This window comes from Moraxella porci DSM 25326, from assembly GCF_002014855.1.
Taxonomy (GTDB): Bacteria; Pseudomonadota; Gammaproteobacteria; order Pseudomonadales; family Moraxellaceae; genus Moraxella; species Moraxella porci.
The window spans coordinates 117,146-139,259 of the sequence record NZ_MUYV01000011.1 but is presented as its reverse complement, the minus strand read 5'-3'; the positions used below and the strand labels follow the sequence as shown (position 1 = coordinate 139,259).

Sequence of the window (22,114 nt, the reverse complement as noted above, 5' to 3'; positions counted from 1 at the left end):
TCACAATAAATGGTGCTTAAATCAATCATTTTACTTCAAATATACCATTTTATTTTTATAAAAATAGACTTCCTGAGAAACAGTAATTTCAGTTTTTGAAATGTGCGTAATTACAAAGTTTATCTAAATTCTAAAACTAGCAAAAATCGTAGTTTCTCAGTAAAGCTATTAAAGAATAATCAATGTAAGCAGTGCTAACCGATTGGCAATTACCCAAATTCACGATTTATTTGCTGTATCCGTCTCGGCATAAATTGCCGTTGGCGGTACGGAAGTTGGTGGATTTTTTGGTGGGGTATTTTGAAGATAGGGCGTGGTGAATTTATTTTCAGGCTGCTTAAGCCGTAAAATTTAAAAAAATGCCTTTTGAATGTGCTGTTCAAACGGCATTTTGATTTATTTAACAAGCACCAATTGACGAGATGCTTCGCCATTTTGCACTTGATATACCACTTGTTTGGTGTATCCTGTGGCTTTGCCATTGATATATTCAGGGAAACGCTGAACTAAATCATGTTCCACCAAACTAAACTCATCACCACCATGATAATAAGCGCGTAACTCAGGATGATCTTTGACAGGGGTAAAGCTCATTTGGCTTAAAGATTGATTGCCATTCACCGAAAATGCCAACACATCACCATAAAAAGGTTGTTTGATATATTGTAGATAAATCAAAACTTCTGGATAACCATCACGGTTCATATCTGTAATGTCAGCATGGGTGATGCGTTGATTTTTGATCGTGAAATTTTCATTAAATTCATGACTTAAACCACTGGTACGCACATTCACCGCATCATCTTTATGCTCAATAAAAAAGCGGATATTTTGTAAATATAGAGTTTGGGCGTATTTTGTGGTGTCAAGCCCTGTACGGTCAAGCTCGGTAACTTGTTTGTAAGTGCCGATCAAACTGCCACCGCCTGAACAATACATCATCGCTTTATGACGGTTGCTGTCTTGGGCTGGTGTGATGTTAATACTGTTGGCATTTCTTGTCAGATTAAGCGTCATATCGCCTTGTCTGATTTGGTAAAGATTGCTACTGATAGGGTGAGCAATACCGTCAAATGTGCAAGTTGGTTTTTTCTTATCAATGCGAGAGCGGATTTGCACTTTCAGCGAGTTGTTGGCTTGCCGAGCGGTTTCAACGGCGACCCAGTCATAGCCTTGATGGCGGTTGTGATAATCATCACTAACATAGCTTTGGGCTGTGGCATTGGCTGTTTGTGATGATATGACTTGTGGTGTGGTGCAGGCACTTAGGGCGGTGGCAGCCAGACTTGTAGCCAAAAGTGTGATGGTATGAAGTTTCATGATGGCGGCTCAAAAATGGATTAAATATCATTGTCATTGATCGTTATGATGTCTGCCATGATGGCATAATTTGACCGATCTGTGTGTAAAAATCGGTAAGTGTTTATCAATGCTTGGTAAGAAATCGATGAGCCAAAGACGGCTCATCAATCGCTTACCCTTAAGATGATGTTTTGGCTTGCCGATTCAGCCACGCCACCAGCGACAACATCACAGGCACTTCAACGAGCACACCCACTACGGTTGCGAGCGCCGCACCCGAATGCAAGCCAAACAACGAAATCGCCACCGCCACCGCCAATTCAAAAAAATTACTCGTGCCAATCAAACACGCAGGCGCAGCAATTTGATGGGGCAATTTCAACCATTTTGCCAAACCGTGTGCCAAAAAGAAAATCCCATAAGTCTGCACCAAAAGGGGTATCGCAATCAGCACAATAATCAACGGATTATCCAAAATCGTTTGCGCTTGAAAGGCAAACAACAGCACCACCGTCAAAAGCAAACCCATGATAGAAAACGGTTTTAATTTTGCCGTAAATTGCGTAATTGGGCGGTTTGATTTTTGCAACATCTGCCGTGTTATCCATCCTGCCACGAGCGGCAACACCACATACAAAATCGTGCTATACAACAGCGTTTGCCACGGAATGTCAATATTGCTCACGCCAAGCAAGACGCTGGCAATCGGTGCAAACGCAAAAATCATAATCAAATCATTGATAGACACTTGCACCAGCGTATAATTCGCGTCCCCTTTGACGAGCTGCGACCACACAAACACCATCGCCGTACACGGTGCCACACCCAGCAAAATCATGCCTGCGATGTATTCGGTTGCCGATTGTGCATCTACCCAATTGGCGAAAAATACCCGAAAAAACAACCACCCAACGAGCGCCATCGTAAACGGCTTAATCAACCAGTTCACCACAATTGTTAAAGCCAAACCTTTTGGTTTTTTGCCAACGTCTTTGATTGCCGACCAATCAATTTGCACCATCATCGGATAAATCATCAGCCAAATCAGCACCGCCACAGGCAAATTGATGTGGGCAATCTCAAGTTTGGCAATGTAGCCAAAAGCATCTGGCATCAGCACGCCAAGCAGCACACCACAAGCAATCGTCAATGCCACCCACACACTCAAATAACGCTCAAAAATCCCCATTATTCGCCCCCTTTGGCGATGATGTCGCCATCTTCTTTCACAAAATCGGTTAATAATGGCACAGGCGAAATGTCCAAAAACACTTCGGACGGACGACACAAGCGTACGCCTTTTTCGGTGATGACAATCGGGCGGTTAATCAAAATCGGGTGGGCGAGCATCGATGCAATGATGGCATCGTCGGCAAGTGTTTCGTTATCCAATCCGCAAGCTAGAAATTCAGGCACATTGGTGCGTAATAATTGGCGTGGCGTGAAATTCATTGCCGACAATAAGCCACGCAAAGCGGCCTCGGTGGGCGGATTGTCCAAATAATGAATGATCTCAGGTTCAATGCCCATGTGGCGAATCAGTGCCAAGGTATTGCGTGAAGTGCCACAGTTTGGGTTGTGGTAAATGGTGGTAGTGTACATGGTTGTACCTTTCAATAGTTCAAGAAATTTTGAAATATAAGGGTGCAAGGGTACATTAAATATTTACACCATCATTGATATTGTTCCGATGCTTAATCTAAATGTCTAATCCACCCTAGGCAAAAATTAGCAACATTGCTCGTGGCTATCACGGCAACAGTTTTCGGTCAGAAATCGAGTCAAATCCATCATCAAATTTAAATTGGCATAATAGCGGACAAATCGTCCTTCTTGCCGACTGTTTATCAAGCCTGCATGAGTTAAGGTTTTGAGATGAAACGATAAATGATTGGGTGCAAGAGTTAATTGTTTGGCTAAATCGCCTGCAATCATGCCTTGTGTCCCCATCGCGGCAAGCGCCTGAAAAATCGCCAAACGAATGGGCGATGACAGGCTTTCAAATAATTGGCTGGCTCGTTCGGTGTTCATGATGGATGACATGGATAACATAGACTAAGGTGCGGCTATTATAAATCGATGGCGATGATATTTCAATAACTCTTGAAATGATGTCTTGCCCATGCATGGCTTGTGGTCACGCCAAAAGCAAAAGCCACAAGCGTTGACTTGTGGCTTTTTTGGTGCATATCCTGCGTGCATCCTTACGGTGTTTCCATACGAACAGCTGATCATCCTTGCTTGATACATCCTGTATCGGTTTCCATTGCTGTTATGCGTATTATGCCAAAAATGACAGCGTCGTAAACAGTGGCAAAAATCGGCAATCTGTGTACGAAATTTCTTACACGCTACAGTCGGTCATATCACCACCTTAGCAAACCCATCCAAAGGGTGAAGGAATGCTGGATGTCAAAGAAAATCAGTTGCCTTTTTGGTGCGATTGATGAATAATAAAAGCAAAATGAGATGATCGATAACATGTCTTAATGCAATTTTATGGCCAAAAACCAAAGGGAGAAACCTTATGCAAACCGACGCTTATAAACAAGCTCTGCTTGATCTGAAGCAAGAATACCAAGCACGCATCGACAAAATCAGTGATCACATCGCCCATCCTCAAGATCAGCTGCAGCAGCATTGGGATGACCAAGCCGTGGCAGCCAGCCGAGATGAGATGCGAAAAGCGTTATTAATCGAGGCAGAGCAAGGTCTGGCGCAGGTCAATGCTGCATTGCGTCGCATCGAAGAGGGCGAGTATGGCAGCTGCATCGAGTGCGGTGAGCTGATCGACGAAAAGCGTCTAAACGCTGTGCCATTCACCGCATACTGCATCGATCACGCACCATAATGAGCGATGCGCGCACTCTGATGCGTCAGGGCGTGTCACCAAGCAAGCTGTATCTGCCAAAGATCGACCCTGTGCCTGATTCGATCTTTGTGTATCTGTGCCAGCGTTTTGGGCATATTGGCGAGGCGGTGTGGCGTCAGCGCTTTGATGATGGCTTGGTGATGGATGCTTTTGGCACGCCGCTGACGCTCGATGCGCGCTATCAGCATGGCACCAGCATTCATTACTATCGGCAGCTGCCCGATGAGGCGGTCGTGCCGTTCGCGCATCGAGTGATTTTTGAGAATGAGCAGCTGATGGTGGTGGACAAGCCGCATTTTTTGACCGTTGCGCCTGCTGGCCGCTATGTGGCGCAGACCCTGCTGACCCGACTCAAGGCACACACGGGTAATGCAGAGCTGTCGCCGATCCATCGGCTAGATCGCGAGACGGCAGGCTTGATTTTATTTGCCAAGACCGCATCGGCGCGCTCGGCATATCAGGCGCTGTTCGCCGATCGTGCCATCACCAAAATGTATCATGCCATCGCCCCATATCAAGCAGATCTGCAATTTCCGATGTCGCTGAGACTACATCTTGAGCGTGGCGAGCCATTTTATACCATGAAAGTTGGCCAAGGCGCGCCCAATACGCATACCGATATTGCTCTGCTGCAGATCAGTGAATGCGGCGGATTTGCCAAATATGCGCTAAGCCCAAGTACAGGCAAGCTGCATCAACTGCGCGTGCATTTGCATCATTTGGGTATTCCCATCTTGCATGACAGTTTTTATCCTGTGGTTGCGCATAAGGCTGAGGATGATTTTGGTCAGCCTTTACAGTTGCTAGCCAAACACTTATCCTTCATCGATCCTTTTAGCGGTGAGCCGATGGCATTTGAGTCAGGTTTTGAGCTTGAATTATCACAATTTATATGACCAAATGAAGAGAAAAATGGGCATTGTTTGACAAAATTACCCATAGATATTGACAAGTTTTTTGCATCATTGTACAGTAAATTGACGTAACCAAATTAAGGAGTGATGACATGGCAGCGACAGAGTTTGTGACTTGTGATTTGTTGGACGATAACAGTGATAAAGCCATCGGCGTGGTCAGTCCCTACATTGATGGTAAGAGCTTTAAGAATTATGGCGGCCGCACAAGCTTTGGCGGTCAGGCTGTGACAGTCAAGTGCTTTGAGGACAATTCGCGCGTCAAAGAGCTGCTTGCGACCGATGGCGATGGCCGAGTGCTGGTTGTTGATGGTGGTGGCTCGATACGCTGTGCGCTACTGGGCGATATGATCGCTGAATCGGCTGTCAAGCATGGCTGGGCAGGCGTGATCGTCTATGGCTGTGTGCGTGATGTCGATGCGATGCGCCAGATGGAGCTCGGTGTACAGGCCTTGGCGAGCATCCCCCAAAAATCCACCCGAAAAGGCATCGGTGAGGTGGGCGTGACATTGCAGTTTGGCGGTGTGACTATCCGCGATGGTGATTATGTTTATGCCGATAATAATGGCATTTTGGTCGCTGCTGAACCGCTGATTTGAATTTGACATGCTGTTTCGGTTGTTTGGTGATTGAGCCCAGCCTGATTGCTCAGATCATTATCAGCGATTATTGATAATAGACAGATAACTATGCCCATCATGGCCGCGCGCGTGATGGGTTTTTTGTTGATGGCAGCTATTAAAGCCATGGAGCGCCAATTGGATTGAGCCAAACCAAAAGTAGGGCTGATCATTCCCAAATTATTGTAATATTTGTGCAACAAATTCTGACTTTATCTTTAAAAAGTGGTATAGTAGAGCAATTTATTATGGGCGATGCTCATTTGTTAATTAGGAGTCGTTATGCGTTCGATTGTGGATGCTTATTTGCGTTTGGGCTTGGTGCCGTTGATCATTTTGGCCTTGGTGGTCGGAACGATCATTGGCGTTGTTGCGCCTAGTTTGGGTGCCAGTCTTGGCATTTTGGGTTCGATTTTTGTGGGGGCATTAAAAGCAGTCGCCCCTGTGTTGGTCTTTGTACTGGTGTTGGCAGCGGTATCGAATCAGCGCATTGGTGCTGATACGCGCATCAAGCCGATCATGCTGCTGTATTTGGTGGGTACTTTTTCAGCAGCATTGGTGGCGGTGGGTGCCAGCTTTATGTTCCCAACAGAGCTTGTGCTGGCCAATATGCAGGCAGCTGAGCAAGCCGCACCACAAAGCTTGCGCGAAGTGCTGACCAATCTGTTGATGAACCTTGTTGCCAATCCCATCAAATCATTGGCAGAAGCCAACTACATGGGCATCTTAACTTGGGCGGTGCTGATCGGTCTGGCGCTGCGCCATGTGACGGATACGACGCGCCAAGTGGTGTCTGATCTGGGTACGGCTGTAACCAGCGTGGTCAAATGGATCATCGCAGTGGCACCGTTTGGTATTTTGGGTCTGGTGGCTTCGACAGTTGCCGAAACAGGCCTGGATGCGCTGCTTGGCTATGCGCGCTTATTGGCTGTGTTGGTGGGTGCGATGTTGTTCATTGCGCTGGTGGTCAATCCACTCATTGTCGCCATCATGACGCGCAAGAATCCTTATCCACTGGTGTTCACTTGCCTTCGCGAATCAGGCGTGACTGCTTTCTTTACGCGTTCATCAGCGGCCAACATTCCTGTGAATATGAACTTGGCGCGCAAGCTCGGTCTGAGTGAAGACACCTATTCGGTGAGCATTCCTTTGGGTGCTACCATCAATATGGCAGGTGCGGCGATCACCATTAATGTACTGACTTTGGCAGCGGCACATACGCTGGGTATCGAGGTCAGCTTTGGCGCAGCCTTACTGCTTGCCATCGTTGGCAGCTTGTCGGCGTGCGGCGCCTCAGGCGTGGCAGGCGGTTCACTGCTGCTGATCCCACTCGCTTGCAGCCTGTTTAACATCCCAAATGACATCGCCATGCAAGTGGTTGCCATCGGCTTTATCATCGGTGTGGTGCAGGACTCTGCTGAGACTGCGCTGAACTCATCGACCGATGTGCTATTCACCGCAGCGGCCGATCCGAAATTCGCGCATCGCGGCTGATGTGATTTTCTTAGAGCGCCCTGGGTTTTCTCGGGGCGTTTTTTTTGCGTAGTTAAAAAAATTTTATGTAAAATTTGCCTAAATTTTGAACAATTTTTAAATTTAATTAATAAAATCAATATATTATAAAAATCGCCCCAAAAATTTTCAATTTTTAAAAATAGTATACTATTTTTACTTGTTATTGACATAACAAGTAAAAATAGTATACTATTTTTACTTGTTATTGACATAACAAGTAAAACAATCTCTGGTTAAAAATTTTGCCCAAGACGAGGACAGGTGCTATGACCAAAAAATCAGCCGTATATCAAGAATATCTGATTGCTCAAGATGTCAGCGGCAGTATCAAAGTGCTGCGTAAGTTTGACAATGTCAAAGCAAGCCTTCGAGCCATCGCTGATGAAGTGGGCTTTGAATACGATGATGCGTGGACGACTCGTCAATTTGGCACAAAACTTATCAAAGAATATGGCGAAAATGGCATCGCTCAGATTGGTGAATATGGTGTACAGGTACTTGATAGCGGTAGCATTGAGAGCTTTCAGCTGTATGACAATACCAAAGCGGCACTGCGTGAAATCGCTGATTCGATTGGCTTTGAGTATGACGATGGGTGGAATACTCGCCAATTTGGCTCAAAGCTGATTGATGCTTTGGCATAAATTGGCAGATAAATTTTTAGCAAACATCACAATAGGAAATCAATCATGAGTAAGAAAATTATCAAAGCACAAGTCACGGGCAAGCATCAAAACCGTACGGCACTTGGCATGATGACTGCTTTTGTCGCTATGCATCCATCGGTCAATACATCAACGCTCAAAGAGATGTTCACCACCAAAGATGTCTGCCCTGACGCAGGCATCAGTCAGCTATTTTATAGCAAAAGCGAAATCGAGCAAGAGCAAGCCAATGGCAACGAATGGTTCATTAATGATAATGCTTGCTTTACCAAAGATGGCGAATGGCTGACTTTGGGCAATGGTCGTAAGCTTGCGTTCAACAAAGTATGGACAGCAAAAAGCCTAGAAAAACTACAAACTGCATTGGCGGACTATGGCATCACAGGTGAAGTCGGTACGGTGGATAAGTCGGCGACAGCAGGCTTTGAGATTTGCTTTGAATCTGTTGAAGTGCAAGTCACTGGTAAATTCCAAAACCGCACGGCACTTGGCATGATGGCGGCGTATGTTGCACTAAATCCATCATTGACCGCAGAAGAGCTAAACGAACAATTTCCAATGAAAGAAATCTGTCCTGATGCAGGTGTCGAAAAACTGTTCTTTAGTGAAGATGAAATTGATGAGCTGATCGCAAGCGGCAACGAATGGTTCATCAATGGCAATGCCTGCTTTGATAAAGATGGCGAATGGCTTGAACTTGGTGATGGCCAAAAAGTGGCTTTCAACAAAGTGTGGACAGCAAAAAGTCTAGAAAAACTACAAACTGCATTGGCGGAGCATGGCATCACAGGTGAAGTTGGCTCGGTGGATAAATCAGCTGTAGCAGGTTATGTTATTGATTTTGACAATAGCACACAAACCATTGTATTTTAATAAAATTTTTATCTATTAAAGGAAAAGTTGTGAGTAAAAAAATCACCAAAGCCCAAGTAATTGGCAAAAGCCAAAACCGTACTGCACTTGGCATGATGGCAGCTTTCGTTGCGATGCATCCATCAGTTACGGCAGCAGAACTACGCACCAAATTCCCAAAATCACCGATTTGCCCTGATGCGGGTATTGATCATTTGTTTTATACCGAGAGTGAATTTGCAGAGCAGACTTCTGATTGGTTCGTCAATGGCAATGCGTGTTTTACCAAAGATGGCGAGTGGCTGACTTTGGGCAATGGTCAAAAAGTCGCGTTTAACAAAGTGTGGACATCAGGCAGCCTTGAACGCTTGCAAGCTGAGATGGCCAAGTACGGCATCACAGGCAGTGTGGGCACGGTATCTAAATCTGCACCGGCAGGCTATGAGATTCGCTACGAATACGCCGAAGAGAAAAAGGGCGGTATTCCGATGTGGTTCTGGCTAATTATCATCATCTTGGCGGTGGTTGGTTATGCTGTGACCAATATGATGGCAGGCTAATTTTTATTAATTGATAAGGAAAAAATTATGGCACTAAGTACTAAAGTTATTGCACCGTTTTTGGGTGCATCTGTTGTAGCGGGCGAAGGCGTTTATGACGAAATCGCTCAAGGCTGCGTTATCGGTCTGGCTGATGAACTGGGTTTTGCTGATCTTGACGCTGCTGTGGCAAGTGAAGTTGATAAGATCTCAGCGATGGATGATGATGCGTTTGATGAGTATCTTGCCGTAGCTGCTGAAGCGGTTGCTGACCAAGAAGCGGTATTGCTGATTTGCTTAAATGTCCTAGCAGCTGATGGCGTGATCAGCGTCAATGAGCTGGCAAATTATTTTACATTTGCAGATATTTTGGGTGTCTCAGAAGATCGTGCAAGCGAAATTTTTGATGACTTTGTCGATGAAATGGATGACCTAGTCATCGAAGATGAAGAGTAATTAAGGGAGAATATGTGATGAGCACTCTAAAAAGAACCGCCAGTGGTAAAGTGGATAAGCGTACCAAAGAGTACAAAGAGTTGGTTGAGCGTGCCAAAAAAGCTCGCCTAGCAAAAGCAAAAGCTGCTAAAGCGGCAGAAAAAGCAGCGGCAAAACCTGCTGCAAAAACCACCACCAAGACAACTGCCAAAAAGCCTGCGACTTCAAGCGTGAAACGCCGCGCAGACGGCAAAGTCGATCTGCGTACCAAAGAAGGTAAGGCAGTCGCTGAGCGCATGGCTAAAGCTCGTGCAGCTCGCAGCACAGAGCAAAAAGGCATTGCAAGCCTGCTTAAAAAGCTGCTGAAGTAATCCAAATGCAGTAGTCAGCCCAAGTCATGAGTTTTTGTGGCTTGGGTTGTTTTATATTCACGAGTCAAAATTAGGATTGGATATGGTAATCGCTTTATTTGTACTTTCTTTGATTATTATGATGTTCTTGATTTTGCGCATTTGTGACCTATTGCCGTGGGCGAGTACTGCCTTTGTCCGCGCAGTGATTGTGTCGGTGTGTTTGACTGTTTATGCGTATGGGTATGACTATGTTGTCCAAAGAATTTTTGGTTTTGAGAACGACTTTATCGGTGCAGGCATGCTGTATCTTTTTGCAATTGGCTTTGTGGCTTTGTTCTTTGTGTCATTGCCATCTGCCACTCGCAAAACCAAAAGTGGCAAGGCGGATAAGCGATTTAAGCAGCGGTACAAGCCGCAAAGTGAAGATGATTTGCATTTGACAGCCTTTTCCCTATCGATGGCGATCAGCTTATTTGTCGTGCTATATCTTGCTAGGAAGATTGTTGGTTTTATTTAAGTGGTAACAGCTTTAATGGGTGATTGGAGTGGTGTATGGGATTTCGTTTTAAAAAGAGTTTTAAAATCATACCGGGGGTAAAGCTGAATGTCAGCAAAAAAGGCTTAAGCAGCGTATCCTTAGGTGGTAAAGGCGCATCGATGAATTTTGGCAAAAAAGGTCGTCGTACCACCGTAGGCATACCAGGGACAGGAATGTCCTATACCAGTAGCAGTCGCCGCCGCAGAACTCGTAAGAAATCATCAGGCGGCTGTGGTGGATTGATCCTACTGATCATCATCGTGATGGTGGTGGTTTGGTTATTTTTCTAAGATTTCATCCCCATCAGTACCCCATCCCATGCTTGCCATATGGCATCATCCACCATCTGCCCAAAGATCATCTCAAGACGGCTATCGGCTCTCTCGTCAGTGTCGCTGATGCTGATGCCATCGGGGGCGATATTGAGCATCAGCCAGCCTTCGGTGGTGTGGATGATGCCTTTGATACGCAAATAGTCTGGGCGAGACAGTAGCCATTTTTGCAGCTCATAGCTATCAAACTGCCAATCACTTGGCAGTCGCCATCCGCCCACATGATGCTCGCCGATGCTTTCGTGATAGCGGTAGGGTAGACTGATTGGCTCATCTGCCTTGTTATTGGTGTGTTGTTGATGGGGTGCGGTCAGTGCGACCGTGCGAGCAGGGGTGGTACTATGATGTGCCAAATCAAGCAGTGCCTGCAACTCATCTGGTGTGCCAGTCAAGATGATCTTGGCGTGTGGATTGATGGTACTGACCCATGCTGTGAGTGCATCGATGTTGATCTCATCGGTGCGGTTACACACCACCACATCAGCGTGACGCACATGGGCGATATAGCCGTCGTGCGAGCGGTATTTGTCCTGTACCCACTGTGTGCCTGATAGTACACAAAGGACGGCACGGATATTCAGGCTGGTTTGCCAGTGTGGCTGGCTCAGCTGACCGAGCAGCTCATCAGGATGTGCAAGCCCTGTCGGCTCGATGATTAAGCGATCAGGCTGATGCTCGCCAAGCAGCCGCACTAGGGCAACCTGTAGGGGTAGCTGACTGCTACAGCAGATACAGCCGCCGCTCACTTCTTTGATGGCGATGCCATCATCCTGTGCAATCAGACCGCCATCGATGCCAATTTTGCCAAATTCATTAATCAGCAGCGCCCATCTGCCATCACGAGCTTTATGCACGATCAGCTGATTAATCAGCGTGGTTTTGCCTGCGCCTAGAAATCCTGTGATGATGGTGGTTGGTGTGCTGCTGATTGGCTGTAGGTTCATGGATTTTCCCAACATTATGAATAATCATCTTGAGAGTTTGGTGGTAGGTTTTTGATAAATTGGCTCTTATTTCCATTCCAAGCACATTTTATACATTTGCCATGATGGAATACATGGTTGCATTTAGGATGGTTGTATAAAATAAAACCGCATTCTGGGCAAAGTGATTGCATGATGGATGACTTGGCAAAATATGAACTACCACATTCATCACAAATTTTTAATTCATTATCCATAATTTTACGAATAAATAATAATTGGGGCAAAAACGCCCCAATTGATGAATTGCTTAGATGGTATCAATCAGCTCTCAGCCCCATCTGGCACGAACACATAGCCCACACCCCACACGGTCTGAATGTAGCGAGCCTGTGATGGATTGTCTTCGATCAGACGACGCAGGCGAGAGACTTGCACATCGATCGAACGCTCCATCGCACCCCATTCACGGCCGCGCGCCAGATTCATCAGCTTATCACGAGTCAGTGGCTCTCGTGGGTGCTGTACTAGGGCTTTTAGGACGCTAAATTCACCCGTGGTTAGCGTCACCACATTGCCATCACGCTTGAGTGTACGAGTCGATAGATCTAGTGTCCAAGGGCCAAATTCCACCACTTCGACTTGCTGACTTGGCGCACCAGGCAGCTCACGGTTTTGGCGGCGAAGCACGGCTTTGATACGGGCAAGCAGCTCTTTTGGGTTGAATGGTTTTGGCAGATAGTCATCAGCGCCTGCTTCTAGTCCTGCGATGCGGTCAGCATCCGAGCCTTTTGCGGTCAGCATGATGATCGGGATGCCGGCATTGTCATTACGCAGTCGCTTGCAGATGGCGATACCATCTTCGTCAGGCAGCATCAAATCCAGTACAATCAGCGAAAACATCTCACGATCAAGCAGCTTATCCATCTGCTTGCCATCGTGTGCCACACGCACCACATAGCCATCATCTTCCAAAAATCGCTGCAGCAGTGCACGCAGACGCGCATCATCATCGACGACCAAAATGCGATGAGCAATGTTATCAAGAGCTTCTGTCATGTCATTATCCTTACAATCAAGCGGCAGGTTGCCTTTGTCTTAGTGTACAATATTGCACACAAAAATGTAACTAGTTTTGTGTTAATTTTGGTCAATTTGCCAAAAAGTTATGCATGATTTTGCTTATCATAGCACGGCTTTGGACAAATGCTTGAGTCTTTTATGGGGGTTTAACAATTTTTAAACAAGTATGCAAAAAAATTGGTCATCATGACTTGTCTTTGGCGTGTTTTGTGGGTAATTTTGCGTAAAACTTGTTATAATGGGCGAGTTTTGCCCTGATGTGGCGTCATTGTAGAAAACCATTATGACTGATGTTATGACCGATGTAGCAGACCCAATTAACCATCAAGCCATCTATGATAAGCTTGCCAAAGATCACGCCGTCAAGGCATCACAAGTGCAGGCATTTGCCAAGCTGTTCGACGAAGGTAACAGCGTGCCGTTTATCGCGCGTTATCGCAAAGAGCAGACGGGCGGTTTGGATGATGAGCGATTACGCACGCTCGAAAAATCGCTCGTCGCTGAGCGAGAATTGGCCGCTCGTCGCTTAAAGATTTTGGATTTATTGGCTGCCCAAAATGTGCTCAATGATGAGCTGACAGAGCGTGTCAATGCTGCCAATAGTAAGCTTGAGCTTGAGGAGATTTATCAGCCGTATCGTCCACGCCGCCGCTCGATCGCTGCCAAGGCAAAATTGGCAGGGCTACTACCGATTGCTGAGGTGATTTTGGCAGGGGCAAAGCCAAGCGAGGCATTGGCAGGCTTTGTGGCACCAGTGACGCTGACTGATGAGACAGGCGAAAGCTTTGAGGCAGGCTTTGAGGATTATGACAAGCAGCTGGGCGGTGTGCAGGCGATTATCTTGGATGACTGGGCGACGGCACTAGAGCTGCTTGATGAGGTGCGAACCGGCTTTAATGCCACCGCATCGATTCGCTCAGAGCTCATCGGCGAAGAAAAACGAGAAGTCGGCGAGAAATTCAAAGATTATTTTGAGCATACCGAGCCATTTGCCAAATTGTCCAATCATCGCTTGCTTGCGATGTTGCGTGGTCGTCAGCAAAATGTACTGGTGCTTCATGTTGATGGCGAAGATGAGCCATTCATCACCAAGATTGCTCAGCATTTTGGGGTGGATCAGAGTGCGGAGAATGGCGAATTTTTATACGACACCGCCAAAAAACTTTGGACGGCCAAATGGCGTGCGCAGATTGAGCATCGCTTATTGACCGAGCGCCGCTTGACGGCAGAGACGGATGCGATTGCGGTATTTGCCGAGAATCTAAAGCATCTATTGATGGTCGCGCCTGCTGGTCGCAAGGTAATTTTGGGCGTTGATCCAGGGATTCGTCATGGCGTGAAGATGGCAGTGATTGACAGTACGGGCGATGTGTTGGCGACGCAGACGGTGTATCCGTTTAATCCTTATAATAAGGTTGATGAAGCCAAAACTGAGATTGCAAGTCTTATCCAGTCACACAATGTCGAGCTGGTCGCTATCGGTAATGGCACCGCCAGCCGTGAAACCGAAGAGCTGGTCAAATCAGTCATCGCTGAGCGTCAATTGACCGCCAAAGCCCTTGTGGTATCAGAAGCGGGTGCGTCGGTGTATTCAGCCAGCGAAATCGCATCAAGCGAATTGCCTGACTTGGATGTGTCGGTGCGTGGGGCGGTGTCAATCGCTCGCCGTCTGCAAGATCCCTTATCAGAGCTGGTCAAAGTCGAGCCAAAGGCAATCGGTGTCGGCCAATATCAGCACGATGTCAATCAGACTGAGCTTGAGGCAAGCCTTGATAAAGTCACCGAAGACTGTGTCAATGCTGTCGGTGTTGATGTCAATACCGCAAGCCCTGCAATCTTGGCACACATCTCAGGCTTGAATAAAAATGTCGCTCAGCAGATCGTTGAGTATCGTCGTGCCAATGGTGCTTTTGTCAATCGTGAACAGCTGAAAAATGTCCCACGACTGGGTGTGAAGACCTTTGAGCAAGCGGCAGGCTTTTTGCGTATCAAAGATGGTGATGAGCCGCTTGATGCCACAGGCGTGCATCCTGAGAGCTATGGTCTAGTGTATGAGATTTTGGCTAAGCATGGCAAATCGCTTGATGAGGTACTGGGCAATGAGACTGCTGCCAAAGCACTCAATGACAGCAGTGACAGCTTTAGCCAGCTTGCCACAGTGACGAGCGAGCTTGCCAAGCCTGCACACGATCCTCGTGGTGAGTTTCGCACGGCGAAATTCCGAGATGATGTCAATGAAATCAAAGATCTACAAGTCGGCATGGTGCTCGAAGGTGTGGTGACCAATGTCACTGCCTTTGGTTGTTTTGTCGATGTGGGCGTACATCAAGATGGTCTGGTGCACATCTCTGAGCTGTCTGATGACTATGTCGAGAATCCTGCCGATGTCGTCAAGCCCCAAGACATCGTCAGCGTGCGTGTCATCTCAGTGGATGAGGCTCGTGGTCGTATCGGCTTTAGTATGAAATCTGAAAAATCTGCCAAAGCTGATCAGTCAGCCAAGGCGGATAAAGCAGATAAATCGGCAAATCATAAGCCCAAAGCAGATCGCAAACCTGCTCGCCAAGACCGTCAAGACAAGCCAAAATCTACTGCCAAACCTGCCAAAGCGATGGGCAGCTTTGGTGCACTGTTACAGCAGGCAGGATTGGGCAAATAAGTTGCTCATCTGACTTGCCAAGCCCATCAAGCGTGATTGCTTGATGGGTTTTTTGTTTGATTATTGGCTGATACCACGACTGCCAAGCCACTGTTTCATCAGTGCAATCTCTGGGTCTTGGGCGTCGATGATGCCTTGGGCAAGGTTTTTGATTTGATCATCTTGACCGTGTTTGAGCTGGATTTTTGCCATTTCGATTGCCCCTTGATGATGCGGAATCATCCCTTGGGCAAAGGCAATATCAGCATCTTCGTGATGCACCCCTGTCATCATCGCATCATGCATACTCATGTCGCTAAGATAGGCTTTGGCGTGCTCGCTATTGGCATCGATGACATCTTTGTCTTGGGCGGTGGTCAGCCAATTTTGCATAAACTCAATCTCTGTTTGTTGTGCTTCAATGATGTCTTGGGCAAGCTTACGCATGGCAGCATCTTTGCCGTATTTTAGCTCGATCTGTGCCATCTGTATCGCCCCTTGGTGATGCGGAATCATCCCTTCAACGAAAGCGACATCAGCATCGGCTTTGGTGGCGGCTGTCATCATCGCATCGTGCATGGTGTTCATGGACGACATATATTCGCTGGTGTGTGCAGCCATCGGCATGGTGGTATCGTGATGGGCGTGTGCTGAGTGCTGCGCGTCCTGTGCATTTTGTGTGCTTAGTGCAGCTGTTTGCTCGGTGCTGGTGGTGGGCTGACTACAAGCACTTAGGGCAGTAGCAAAAGCGATGGCAAGCAGAGATTTGTTGATGGTCATGTCAGACTCCTTGGTAGTGGTTGATCGTATTATTATAAACCCATGCTTTTGGGCAGGGTCAGTGTTTGTGTGTAACACCTTCTTGCTAGGATGTACGCTCAGGCGATTTGGTCAGTATGGTGCTAGAAATGATGACATCTATCGCACAAAAAATTTCCCCAAGCGATCACTTGGGAAAATTTTTTATAGTAAATCCGTTATGAATCGGATTATTTACGCTTATCAACAGGGACGAACTCACGGTGTGTCTCGCCAGTGTAGCGTTGGCGTGGACGACCGATTTTGAACGGCTCTGAGTGCATTTCAGTCCAGTGGCTGATCCAGCCCACAGTACGCGCTAGAGCGAAGATCACGGTAAACATTGAGGTTGGGATACCGATTGCTTTTAGGATGATACCTGAGTAGAAGTCCACATTTGGATATAGTTTACGCTCGACAAAGTATGGGTCTTCTAGGGCGATTTTTTCAAGTTTCATCGCAAGCTCAAGCTTCGGATCGTTGATGCCCAGTGCGCCTAGTACTTCATCACAAGTCTCTTTCATCACTTTGGCGCGTGGGTCGAAGTTGCGATAGACGCGGTGACCAAAGCCCATCAGCTTCACTTCTTTCTTCTTCACTTTTTCCATGAATTCTTCGACATGCTCGACTGAGCCGATCTCATCTAGCATCTGTAGGACAGCTTCGTTCGCGCCGCCGTGTGATGGGCCCCATAGTGCCACGATACCGGCTGCGATACACGCATATGGGTTGGCGCCAGTTGAGCCAGCCAAACGCACGGTAGAAGTTGATGCGTTTTGTTCGTGGTCAGCGTGTAGGGTGAAGATTTTATCCATGGCTTTGACCAGCACTGGATTCACTTTGTAGTCAGGCTCACCTGGGGTCGCGAACATCATGTATAGGAAGTTTTCAGCATAGCTGAAGTCTTTGCGTGGATACATGAACGGTTCGCCGATTGAGTATTTGTAGCTCATCGCTGCCAAGGTTGGCACTTTTGCGATCAAATCAACAGCAGTATTATCGCGATGCGCTGGATCTGAGATGTCTAGGTGGTTATGATAGAAAGCGGATAGCGCACCGACGACACCAACCATGATGGCCATTGGGTGAGCGTCACGACGGAAACCTTCAAAGAATTTACGCAGTTGGTCATGCACTGACATATGATCAGAGACGCGCGCGTAGAATTTTTCTTTTTCTTCGGCAGTTGGCAGGTCGCCATACAGTAGCGCATAGCAGACTTCTAGGTAGTCAGCATTTGATGCCAGATCATCGATGGCATAGCCGCGGTGTAGCAGCTCACCTTTTTCGCCATCGATATAAGTGATGGCTGACTCAACAGGTGCAGTCGCCATAAAGCCTGGATCATAAGTCCATAGACCAGCTTTTGCCACTGCGCTGATGTCTAGTACAGGGCGGCCCAGCGTGCTCTCCAGCACTGGCATATCATATTCGGTGCCATCAACGGTAAGAGTAACTTTCTTTGACATAATAGACCTCGTTTGGGTTAGATAACGCCTGAAAACCTTGTATTGCACATGACAAAAGTCACCGAACTTCCTTGTGGGTGCTTGATGATGCACCATACAATCAGACGAATAATTTCACACGAATCGGCTAAGCCGTCAGCCAAAATCCATGTGGCATCCTTGTTTTGTTATCAATTTCACACCTGTAGGCAGGCGTACTCAAGTGAGCATCTTGGATAATACAAAAACTTTGGCAAACTTACAAGCTTTTTTCGCATTTTAACAAAATTTTAGTAAACGAATATCCACTGCTTCGGTTTCGATTTTAGGGGGAATCGCATCACTTGGCAAGCGCTTTTGCTGCTCTGACACGCTTTGTAACAATTAAAACTGCGCTCAAACTGCATAAATTGTATTATTTTTTAAATAAATCACGGAAATTTTGCACAAAATATAGGATTTTGTTTGTAATTATCGTGCAGCCGTTTTATAATTTAAATTATTTATGACCACATTTCCATAAACGATAATCACTTGCAATAAGTCATTGCAGAGGAATGGTTAAGTTTGCCCAGTAAGTTTGACCAACCCTGTGTTCTGATCTGAGCAAGATCGTGTGGATTTTTGTAATTTTGGTGCTCGCTGCACGCATTGTTATGACACATCAAATGATGATTGGTTATACCTGTGTGCTCATTAAGCTGAATGAACTTTGACCGCTTGGCCATCACAGTCATCGCTTAATCAAAAGCCAGCTACTTCTTGCCATTGTTCGGCGTAAAATTAGATGAAGGATGCCCGCTGTGAAAAGCAACCGACCGATTAATCTACCATTAAGCCAAGTCATCGCTGTGAACTCAAAGTCACCGATCGCGATGGCGTCTATTTTGCATCGTATTTCTGGGATTGTCCTGTTTTTATTGGTTCCTGTGATGCTTTGCATTCTGCAAACTTCTGTGTCATCGCCAGAGGGTTTTGATACTGTATTTAACAATGTTGCTCTGCGCTTTGTTGCTTGGATTTTTGTGGCTGCCACTGCGTACCACTTTGTCATGGGTATCAAGCACTTGCTGGCTGACCTAGGCATGAACGAAGAGTTTAATTCTGGCCGTACGGCGGCTGTGATCAGCTTTGTGATCGCTGCTGTACTGATTGTCGCATCGTTTGTATGGGTGATGTTCTAATGAGAAATAATTCTGGTATTAAAAGTGCGACTGGTCTAACAGGCTCAGGCTCGCGTGATTGGATTTTGCAGCGTATCAGTGCTGTCGTTTTGGCGGTGTATAGCGTTGTGATTGTAGGATTTTTCCTATTTAATGATGTAAATTTTGATGCTTGGCGAGGATTTATGCTAAGCCTGCCAATGAAGCTATTTAGCTTGGTTGCGATTTTGTCTTTGGTATTCCACGCATGGGTGGGTATGTGGACAGTTTTGACTGACTATGTCAAATCATCAGGATTGCGTTTGGTGATTCAGTCATTGGTCATTATCGCTGTTTTGGTGTATCTATTCTGGGGCGTGATGATTTTTTGGTAATTGACCATTGCATTAGCAATTTGGTAAATTTGCCCCATCAACACCAATAAAAACATAATTAGGAATAAACATGGCAACACAAGATACTGTAATCAATAATATCCCAACGCTAAACTTTGACGCAGTCATCGTTGGCGGTGGTGGTTCTGGTATGCGCGCTTCTCTACAGCTGGTTAATGGTGGTATGAAAGTTGCGGTTATTACCAAAGTTTTCCCAACCCGTTCACACACAGTCGCTGCCCAAGGTGGTATCGGTGCGTCATTGGGTAATATGAGCAATGACAACTGGCATTTCCATTTTTATGACACTGTCAAAGGTTCTGACTGGCTAGGCGACCAAGACGCCATCGAATATATGTGCCGTGAAGCGCCAAAAGTCGTGTATGAGCTTGAACACATGGGTATGCCATTTGACCGTAACGCCGATGGTACCATCTATCAGCGTCCATTCGGTGGTCACTCAGCCAACTACGGTGAAAAAGCAGTGCCACGCGCTTGTGCGGCAGCTGACCGTACTGGCCACGCACTATTGCACACACTATACCAAAAGAACTTAGAAAAAGGCACTCAGTTCTTCGTTGAATGGATCGCACTTGATCTGATCAAAGATGACGAAGGCAACATCAACGGTGTCGTTGCACTAGACCAAGAAACTGGTAATATCTCTGTATTCCAAGCTCAAACGACCGTCCTAGCGACTGGCGGTGCAGGTCGTATCTTCCGTGCATCAACCAACGCCTACATCAACACCGGTGACGGTCTAGGCATGGCGGTGCGTGCTGGCATCCCGCTACAAGATATGGAATTCTGGCAATTCCACCCAACAGGCGTCGCTGGTGCTGGCGTACTGTTGACCGAAGGCTGCCGTGGTGAAGGCGCAATCTTGCGTAACAAGCATGGCGAACCATTCATGGAGCGTTATGCGCCAACCCTAAAAGACTTGGCACCGCGTGACTTCGTTTCTCGCTCTATGGACCAAGAGATCAAAGAAGGCCGTGGCTGTGGTCCAAATGGCGACTACATCGTGATGGATATGACCCACCTAGGCCATGCTGAGATTATGAAGCGTCTGCCATCGGTATTTGAGATCAGCCATAACTTTGCAAACGTTGACATCACCAAAGAGCCAGTACCTGTTGTTCCAACCATTCACTACATGATGGGCGGTATCCCAACCAACATCCATGGTCAGGTCACTGTACCAGTGCTAGATGGTGAGCGTGATGAGCAAGGTCTATATACTGAAGGCCGTGTGATCAAAGGTCTATACGCCATCGGTGAATGTGCGTGTGTGTCTGTACACGGTGCAAACCGCCTAGGTACCAACTCACTGCTTGACCTTGTGGTATTTGGTCGTGCAGCAGGTCAGCACATCCTTGATGAGTTCGCTAAGTCTGATCGTGGCTACAAGCCACTAAACCCACGCGTACTAGACTTCACTCAAGCACGCCTAGACAAGCTACAAAACTCAACTGAAGGCTACAATGCTCAAGAAGTGGCTGATGAAATCCGCTCAATCATGCAATCACACGCTGGTGTATTCCGTACCCAAGCCTTGATGGATGAAGGTGTTGAGCGCATTATGGCACTGGCACCAAAAGTTGAGCAAATCCACCTAAAAGACAAGTCAGCGGTGTTTAACACAGCTCGTATCGAAGCGCTAGAAGTGGCGAACCTTTATGAAGTGGCAAAAGCAACCATGCTATCAGCATCACTACGCCATGAGTGCCGCGGTGCACACAGTGTTCTAGATTATGAACGCCCAGCAGATGACGCTGAAGCACCACTAGGTCGTGATGACAAGAACTGGATGAAGCATACCCTATGGTACTCAGAAGGCAACAAAGTCATCTATAAGCCAGTTCGCAAGAAGCCATTGACTGTGGATTACTGTGAGCCACGCGTTCGTACCTTCTAATTGACATTTAACATTTGGATTTTTGGGCGTTTTGCATAAGCCTACGCCCAAGTATTTTGCGGAGAAAGACTATGAGTCGTGGAACTCGCACCGTTGAAATTTATCGCTATGATCCTGATAAGGACAAAGCCCCATATATGCAGACCTATCAGATCGAGCTACTTGAATCTGATCGTATGCTACTTGACGTGCTACTACGTCTAAAAAAACAAGACGAAACGCTAACTTTCCGCCGTTCATGCCGTGAAGGTATCTGCGGTTCGGATGGTATGAATATCAATGGCAAAAACGGTTTGGCGTGTCTAATCAACATGAACACCTTGCCAGAGAAGATTGTGATTCGTCCACTACCTGGCTTGCCTGTGATCAAAGACTTGGTCGTCGATATGAACCAGTTCTATGAGCAATACGAAAAAGTTCATCCATATTTGATCAACAATCAGCCTGCACCACCAAAAGAGCGCCTACAATCGCCAGAAGATCGTGAGAAACTGAACGGTCTATATGAATGTATCCTATGTGCGTGCTGTTCAACTTCATGCCCATCATTCTGGTGGAACCCTGATAAGTTCCTAGGCCCATCTGCACTATTGAATGGCTACCGTTTCATCATCGACAGCCGTGACAGCGACACCCAAGCTCGCCTAGCACGCCTAGATGACCCGTTTAGCCTATTCCGCTGCCGTGGCATCATGAACTGTGTATCAGTATGTCCAAAGGGTCTAAACCCAACCAAGGCAATCGGCCATATCCGTAGTATGCTACTGGATCAAGCAGGTTAATAGCCTTGATCAGCATAAAGCCGTGTCGTATGATGCGGCCTTATTTTTTT

The 22,114-nt window shown here is 46.7% G+C and carries 24 protein-coding genes; 16 read left to right on the top strand and 8 right to left on the bottom strand.

The features are described from left to right. Positions 1-396 precede the first annotated feature (396 nt). The 4 genes from B0681_RS08415 to B0681_RS08400 all read right to left on the bottom strand — a co-directional run bounded on the left by B0681_RS08415 (position 397) and on the right by B0681_RS08400 (position 3,345). Positions 397-1,320 (bottom strand): hypothetical protein, encoded by a 924-nt coding sequence (locus B0681_RS08415; protein WP_078318289.1) that lies wholly within the window; start codon positions 1,318-1,320, stop codon positions 397-399. A 160-nt stretch (positions 1,321-1,480) separates the two neighbouring features. Further along, positions 1,481-2,491, bottom strand: a complete 1,011-nt coding sequence (arsB, locus tag B0681_RS08410; protein WP_078318288.1) for an ACR3 family arsenite efflux transporter — start codon at positions 2,489-2,491, stop codon at positions 1,481-1,483. Further along, on the bottom strand, positions 2,491-2,904 hold the full coding sequence (gene arsC, locus B0681_RS08405) for an arsenate reductase (glutaredoxin) (RefSeq protein ID WP_078318287.1): 414 nt from the start codon (positions 2,902-2,904) through the stop codon (positions 2,491-2,493). Before arsC ends, arsB begins: the two co-directional genes overlap by 1 nt. A 126-nt stretch (positions 2,905-3,030) precedes the next feature. Beyond that, the gene (locus B0681_RS08400; protein WP_211271523.1) at positions 3,031-3,345 is read right to left on the bottom strand and encodes an ArsR/SmtB family transcription factor; all 315 of its coding nucleotides are present in this window, start codon (positions 3,343-3,345) and stop codon (positions 3,031-3,033) included. A gap of 484 nt (positions 3,346-3,829) precedes the next feature. Between B0681_RS08400 and B0681_RS08395 the strand changes: the two genes are divergently transcribed. The 11 genes from B0681_RS08395 (at position 3,830) to B0681_RS08345 (ending at position 10,895) form a co-directional block, all read left to right on the top strand. Then, entirely contained in the window at positions 3,830-4,153 is a 324-nt protein-coding gene (locus tag B0681_RS08395) for a TraR/DksA family transcriptional regulator (protein WP_078318286.1), read from the top strand. Further along, a complete protein-coding gene (locus B0681_RS08390; protein ID WP_228143896.1) occupies positions 4,153-5,070 on the top strand; it encodes a pseudouridine synthase in 918 nt (305 codons plus the stop codon). The genes B0681_RS08395 and B0681_RS08390 overlap by 1 nt, the downstream gene beginning before the upstream one ends. Before the next feature lie 110 nt (positions 5,071-5,180). Continuing rightward, on the top strand, positions 5,181-5,687 hold the full coding sequence (gene rraA / locus B0681_RS08385; RefSeq protein ID WP_078318285.1) for a ribonuclease E activity regulator RraA: 507 nt from the start codon (positions 5,181-5,183) through the stop codon (positions 5,685-5,687). Between the two features lie 303 nt (positions 5,688-5,990). Continuing rightward, positions 5,991-7,202 (top strand): serine/threonine transporter SstT, encoded by a 1,212-nt coding sequence (sstT, locus tag B0681_RS08380; RefSeq protein ID WP_078318284.1) that lies wholly within the window; start codon positions 5,991-5,993, stop codon positions 7,200-7,202. A 287-nt stretch (positions 7,203-7,489) separates the two neighbouring features. Beyond that, complete coding sequence (locus B0681_RS10485) at positions 7,490-7,867, top strand: hypothetical protein (RefSeq protein ID WP_211271522.1); 378 nt, start codon at positions 7,490-7,492, stop codon at positions 7,865-7,867. Between the two features lie 45 nt (positions 7,868-7,912). Further along, positions 7,913-8,761 (top strand): hypothetical protein, encoded by an 849-nt coding sequence (locus B0681_RS08370; protein WP_078318283.1) that lies wholly within the window; start codon positions 7,913-7,915, stop codon positions 8,759-8,761. 29 nt (positions 8,762-8,790) lie between these two features. Then, entirely contained in the window at positions 8,791-9,300 is a 510-nt protein-coding gene (locus tag B0681_RS08365; RefSeq protein ID WP_078318282.1) for a hypothetical protein, read from the top strand. Between the two features lie 27 nt (positions 9,301-9,327). After that, a complete protein-coding gene (locus tag B0681_RS08360; RefSeq protein ID WP_078318281.1) occupies positions 9,328-9,735 on the top strand; it encodes a tellurite resistance TerB family protein in 408 nt (135 codons plus the stop codon). Between the two features lie 17 nt (positions 9,736-9,752). Next, a complete protein-coding gene (locus B0681_RS10480) occupies positions 9,753-10,085 on the top strand; it encodes a hypothetical protein (protein WP_078318280.1) in 333 nt (110 codons plus the stop codon). Positions 10,086-10,167: 82 nt separating this feature from the next. Next, entirely contained in the window at positions 10,168-10,584 is a 417-nt protein-coding gene (locus B0681_RS08350; protein WP_078318279.1) for a hypothetical protein, read from the top strand. 35 nt (positions 10,585-10,619) lie between these two features. Continuing rightward, the gene (locus tag B0681_RS08345; RefSeq protein WP_078318278.1) at positions 10,620-10,895 is read left to right on the top strand and encodes a DUF4236 domain-containing protein; all 276 of its coding nucleotides are present in this window, start codon (positions 10,620-10,622) and stop codon (positions 10,893-10,895) included. Here B0681_RS08345 and B0681_RS08340 read toward each other — a convergent pair. Together B0681_RS08340 and ompR are read right to left on the bottom strand one after the other, a co-directional pair. Beyond that, a complete protein-coding gene (locus B0681_RS08340) occupies positions 10,892-11,881 on the bottom strand; it encodes a CobW family GTP-binding protein (RefSeq protein WP_078318277.1) in 990 nt (329 codons plus the stop codon). The genes B0681_RS08345 and B0681_RS08340 overlap by 4 nt on opposite strands. A gap of 303 nt (positions 11,882-12,184) precedes the next feature. Continuing rightward, positions 12,185-12,919, bottom strand: coding sequence for an osmolarity response regulator transcription factor OmpR (ompR, locus tag B0681_RS08330; RefSeq protein ID WP_078318275.1), 735 nt, complete (start codon positions 12,917-12,919; stop codon positions 12,185-12,187). 319 nt (positions 12,920-13,238) lie between these two features. Here ompR and B0681_RS08325 point away from each other — a divergent pair, with 319 nt between their 5' ends. Continuing rightward, positions 13,239-15,602: a Tex family protein gene (locus B0681_RS08325; RefSeq protein ID WP_228143895.1), complete on the top strand. Its 2,364-nt coding sequence runs from the start codon at positions 13,239-13,241 to the stop codon at positions 15,600-15,602. Between the two features lie 60 nt (positions 15,603-15,662). On the opposite strand, the gene copM is transcribed toward B0681_RS08325, so the two are convergent. Both copM and gltA read right to left on the bottom strand, forming a co-directional pair. Next, on the bottom strand, positions 15,663-16,361 hold the full coding sequence (gene copM / locus B0681_RS08320) for a CopM family metallochaperone (RefSeq protein WP_078318273.1): 699 nt from the start codon (positions 16,359-16,361) through the stop codon (positions 15,663-15,665). Between the two features lie 209 nt (positions 16,362-16,570). After that, the gene (gene gltA, locus B0681_RS08310) at positions 16,571-17,848 is read right to left on the bottom strand and encodes a citrate synthase (RefSeq protein WP_078318272.1); all 1,278 of its coding nucleotides are present in this window, start codon (positions 17,846-17,848) and stop codon (positions 16,571-16,573) included. A 773-nt stretch (positions 17,849-18,621) separates the two neighbouring features. Between gltA and sdhC the strand changes: the two genes are divergently transcribed. The 4 genes from sdhC (at position 18,622) to B0681_RS08290 (ending at position 22,064) form a co-directional block, all read left to right on the top strand. Continuing rightward, positions 18,622-19,011 carry a succinate dehydrogenase, cytochrome b556 subunit gene (sdhC, locus tag B0681_RS08305; protein ID WP_078318271.1) on the top strand — a complete coding sequence of 130 codons (390 nt, stop codon included), beginning with the start codon at positions 18,622-18,624 and terminating at the stop codon, positions 19,009-19,011. A 17-nt stretch (positions 19,012-19,028) separates the two neighbouring features. Continuing rightward, a complete protein-coding gene (gene sdhD, locus B0681_RS08300) occupies positions 19,029-19,364 on the top strand; it encodes a succinate dehydrogenase, hydrophobic membrane anchor protein (protein WP_199174079.1) in 336 nt (111 codons plus the stop codon). A gap of 64 nt (positions 19,365-19,428) precedes the next feature. Then, the gene (sdhA, locus tag B0681_RS08295) at positions 19,429-21,282 is read left to right on the top strand and encodes a succinate dehydrogenase flavoprotein subunit (protein WP_407661979.1); all 1,854 of its coding nucleotides are present in this window, start codon (positions 19,429-19,431) and stop codon (positions 21,280-21,282) included. 71 nt (positions 21,283-21,353) lie between these two features. Beyond that, positions 21,354-22,064 (top strand): succinate dehydrogenase iron-sulfur subunit, encoded by a 711-nt coding sequence (locus B0681_RS08290; RefSeq protein WP_078318268.1) that lies wholly within the window; start codon positions 21,354-21,356, stop codon positions 22,062-22,064. Positions 22,065-22,114 lie beyond the last annotated feature (50 nt).